The following is a 4,252-nucleotide window of genomic DNA, read 5'->3' as shown; positions in this document are numbered from 1 at the left end:
TTTACACTAAAACAGCAAAAATAAAAAAATTGAACCTAAAAGGATTAACCCTAGGTTCAATCTACATTAATTTTTAATCTCTATCTCTTGATATCAGTATTAATCTTACCAATTGTAACAGTGAAACCAAAGCACTTGCAATATAAGTTAATGCAGCTGCTTTTAAAACTTGTTTCGCAGGTTCTATTTCATCATCAGCCAATAGTCCATTTGATAAAGCTCGTATAGCTCTACTACTAGCATCAAACTCAACTGGCAATGTAATTAGTTGGAATAAAACGGTCGCTGAGAATAAAATAATTCCAAATTCTACTAATGGTCTCATGCTAAACATAAATCCAAGTAAAAGTAAAATCCACACTGATTTCGATGCGAAATTCACAACAGGAAACAAAGATTCTCTAAATCTCAAGAAACCATAATTTTCCTTGTCTTGAATCGCATGACCTACTTCGTGACTTGCTACAGAAACTGCAGAAATCGACTGACTATTATAAACTGCATCTGATAAAGCCAAAACTTTTTTTGATGAATCATAGTAATCAGTCAAGCTTCCTTGAACATTTACTATTTCTATATCAGACAAACCTTCGTAATCAAGCAAAACTCTTGCCATTTCTTTTCCAGTCAATCCTTTTGAATTTGTAATTTTCTTATACTTATCAAAAGTATGAGTGACTTTGATTTGTGAGTAAAATGCCAATATCAAAGCCGGAATCAAAAGTAGCATAGTTCTATCATAATAAAAATTAAACAATGATTCCTCCTACAAAATTATTCCCTCTTCAAATGAATTTCCATTCAAATATTCGCTAACGTTAAGAGGTTTTTTATTCGGAAGTTGTAATCTTGTGATAACTATAAATCCATCTTCACAAGCAACTTTAATCCCATTCTTATCTACTTTTACAACTTCTCCATTCTTATTATCATTATATTGTTCTATTATGTTGATATTGTGAACTTTTACAGTTTTATCGTTTAATTTGAAAAACAAACCTGGCCAAGGAGTCAGTCCTCTAAATTTATTGTAAATTACGTCTGCTTTTTCATTAAAATTAATTTCACCCATAAATTTTTGAATTTTACCTACAGTAGATGCTTCATCTTCATTTTGTTTTTCTCTTGAATCGAAATATTTTTGGTAATCATTGATCACTTTATCGATTAAATCAGCACCCATTATCATTAATTTATCGTGCAATTCTTCAAGCATAATTTCTTTGTTAAGCTTAATTTTATCTACAGCTAAAACATCCCCAGTATCAAGTCCTTGTTCAACTAACATAATACTTACACCGGATTCTTTATCACCATTTAGTAAAGAATAATTTATCGGAGAAGCTCCTCTGTATTTTGGTAAAATTGATGCGTGAACATTCAAAATTTTGTTTTTAAATCTATCAAGAATTCTTTTTTTGATTAATTGACCATAAGCTACCACCACAATAAAATCAGGATTAAGTCTGTCTAATAGATCAAAGACTTCATCGTCATTTATATTTTGTGGAGTAATAACCTCTATTCCCAAATCCATAGCTCTTTTTTTAACTGCCGTAGGTGAAAACTTATTTCTATTTCGTTTTTTATCTTGTTGTGATATCACTAATTGAATTTCGTTATTTGGGTTGTCATATAACCTTTGCAAACTCTCAACTGCAAAATCTGGAGATCCCGCAAATACAATTTTATTTTTCATCATTCAATCTCTCAATCTCTTCATCAGAAAGATTCAATACTTTATCTGTGTACAATACGCCATCAAGATGGTCTAATTCATGACAAAAGCAATGTGCTTTGTAATCAGTGGCAGTTTTTCTTTGAATATTTCCATCTAAATCAGTGTATTCTACAGTAACAGTCTTAGGTCTTTCAACATATCCATTTTTTCCAGGAACTGAAAGACAACCTTCAATATTAATTTGTTTCTCTTCTGATTTTTCTATTATTTTAGGATTTATCAAAACCATTTTGCCATCTTCATCTTGCATGTCTATTACTACTATCCTCTTAAGCATTCCTACTTGAACACAAGCCAATCCTATTCCTTTATTTTCATACATTGTTTCAAACATATCATCTACGATTTGTTTGATTCTATCATCTATTTTTTCAACCTCTCTTGATTTTTTTCTCAAGATTGGATCATTTTCTAATCTTATTTGTCTTAATGCCATTTTATCTCCTAAAAATAACTTTGAGGATCTAACGTTATTTTAAGTGTTATTCCCTCTAAGTTAATATTGTATTCATTATTTATCAAAACTTTTTTTATTATTTCTATTATTTTATCTTCTCCATTTGGAAATTTGTAGTACAAATCAAACCTGTACATATTATTAATTCTCTCTATTGGAGAAGGATGAGGCCCATTTATTAATGTTGTAGATAGTTTGTATCTTCTGATAAGGGCAGCAACGTAATTTGAAACTTCATTGATTTTTTTCATAGCAACGTTTCTGTTTTTACTGGAAATATTGATATTTAATATTCTGAAAAAAGGAGGATAATTAAATGATTTTCTTAGCTTTATCTCCTTTTCATAAAACATCTTATAATCATGAAGTGCCGCCGATGTTATAGCAAAATTATCAGGCTTATATGTTTGAATAATCACATCTCCTTCATATTCTGCTCTTCCTGCTCTTCCAGCTACTTGAGTTATCAATTGAAAAGTTTTTTCATTAGATTTGTAATCTCCTAAGTTCAAACTAATATCTGCAGCCATTACTCCGACTAATGTAACATTCGGAAAATCAAATCCTTTCGACAACATTTGCGTCCCGATTAATATATCTATTTCTTGATTATTCATCATATCATAGATTTTTTTGTAATCTTTTTTTGTGTTTGTAGTGTCTCTATCCATTCGTGCAATTCGTGCATTTGGAAAAAGTTCTCTAGTTTCTTCTTCTAATTTTTGAGTACCTGCTCCAAACTCTTTTATAAATTTCGAGCCACAGTTTGGGCATACTTTCGGCTTTAGAGCTGTTCTTCCACACATGTGACAAATCAATCTATTTTTTGTTTTATGATATGTCATGGAAACATCACAGCTATCACATTTTAGTACATATCCACATCTTCTGCACGAAATAAAAGAAGTGTGACCTCTCTTGTTTAAAAACAAAATAGTTTGTTTTTTTTTGTTTAAATTTTCTTGAATTTTATTGAGTAGAACTTTACTGAACATTCTCATGTTTCCAGTTTCAAGTTCTTTTCTCATATCTACAATCTTGCATTCAACAGGGTTTGTATCATTAGCTCTTTTATTCATTTCAATAAGATTGTACTCACCTTTTAAAGCTTTGCTGTATTCTTCAACCCCAGGAGTTGCTGAACCCAATAAAAGCTTTGCGTTATTATATTCTGCTCTAAATCTGGAAATATCAATAGCGTTGTATTTAGGATTTTTTTCACTTACATAACTTGTTTCATGCTCTTCATCTATGATTATCAATCCTAAATTTTTAAACGGAGAAAATACTGCACTTCTAGCTCCAACTACTATTTTATATTCTCCATTATACATTTTTCGAAATTGTTCAAATTTTTCGTTAACATTTAGCTTAGAGTGAATTATCGCAACTTTCCCTGGAAACCTACCCTCAAACCTTTCAATAGTCTGCGGAGTCAATGATATTTCTGGAACCAGAACTATGCTATCTTTACCTTCATTTAACATTTTTTCAACCAAATGCAAATACACTTCAGTTTTACCACTACCCGTTACACCATGTAACAAATTAAATTGATTTTCTAAAATCGAATTATAAGCTTTTTCTTGCTGTGAATTTAATTTTATTTTCTTATAGGTTCTAGTATCGTCCACGACAACTCTGTCAACTTCTTTAAAATAAATTTCAACAATTTTCTTTTCTTCAAGTACTTTTATTACGCTTGAAGTCGTATTTGTTTTCGCTAAAAGCTCACTATAAAGTATGTTCTTTTTAGTTTTTAGCATATCAACTATTTTTTGTTGAGCATTTGCTCTTTTTGAAATAACTGGATTATCGTCTATAAGTTTGACGTATTTTAATAATTTTGGAGTAATTTTTTGATCATATACTAAATCCATTTTCAAAAAATCAGATTTTACATATTCCATTAGCTTTTTATGGCTAACATCTGAAATTTCTTTAATTTCTGAATATTCTTTCTTGGTTTTAAGAATATTGTACAAATCTTCATCTACATTCAGTAGTTTATCATTTGCAGTGAAATATTCTTTTAATTCTTCAAAGTTTCCAGG

At 30.0% G+C, this 4,252-nt stretch carries 4 protein-coding genes; all 4 read right to left on the bottom strand.

Annotated elements, in window-relative coordinates; all coding sequences use genetic code 11:
* Positions 1 to 73: 73 nt before the first annotated feature.
* The gene (locus tag KHW44_RS06925; protein ID WP_278735144.1) at positions 74 to 757 is read right to left on the bottom strand and encodes a zinc metallopeptidase; all 684 of its coding nucleotides are present in this window, start codon (positions 755 to 757) and stop codon (positions 74 to 76) included.
* A gap of 9 nt (positions 758 to 766) precedes the next feature.
* Positions 767 to 1,699 (bottom strand): methionyl-tRNA formyltransferase, encoded by a 933-nt coding sequence (gene fmt, locus KHW44_RS06920; RefSeq protein WP_304067659.1) that lies wholly within the window; start codon positions 1,697 to 1,699, stop codon positions 767 to 769.
* Positions 1,689 to 2,177, bottom strand: coding sequence for a peptide deformylase (gene def / locus KHW44_RS06915; RefSeq protein ID WP_304067654.1), 489 nt, complete (start codon positions 2,175 to 2,177; stop codon positions 1,689 to 1,691). Before def ends, fmt begins: the two co-directional genes overlap by 11 nt.
* A gap of 8 nt (positions 2,178 to 2,185) precedes the next feature.
* Positions 2,186 to 4,252, bottom strand: a 2,067-nt coding sequence (gene priA / locus KHW44_RS06910) for a primosomal protein N' (protein ID WP_304067651.1), incomplete at its 5' end; no start/stop codon positions are given.

The sequence above is a fragment of the Finegoldia magna genome (assembly GCF_018371055.1).
In the GTDB taxonomy this organism is placed as follows: domain Bacteria; phylum Bacillota; class Clostridia; order Tissierellales; family Peptoniphilaceae; genus Finegoldia; species Finegoldia magna_I.
The sequence above is the reverse complement of the archived record's forward strand: the minus strand, read 5'-3'. Positions and strand labels throughout refer to the sequence as shown.

Excerpts from the sequence above, each read along its gene's own strand:
- fmt (WP_304067659.1), bottom strand. The coding sequence starts at position 1,699 with ATGAAAAATAAAATTGTATTTGCGGGATCTCCAGATTTTGCAGTTGAG.
- def (WP_304067654.1), bottom strand. The coding sequence starts at position 2,177 with ATGGCATTAAGACAAATAAGATTAGAAAATGATCCAATCTTGAGAAAA.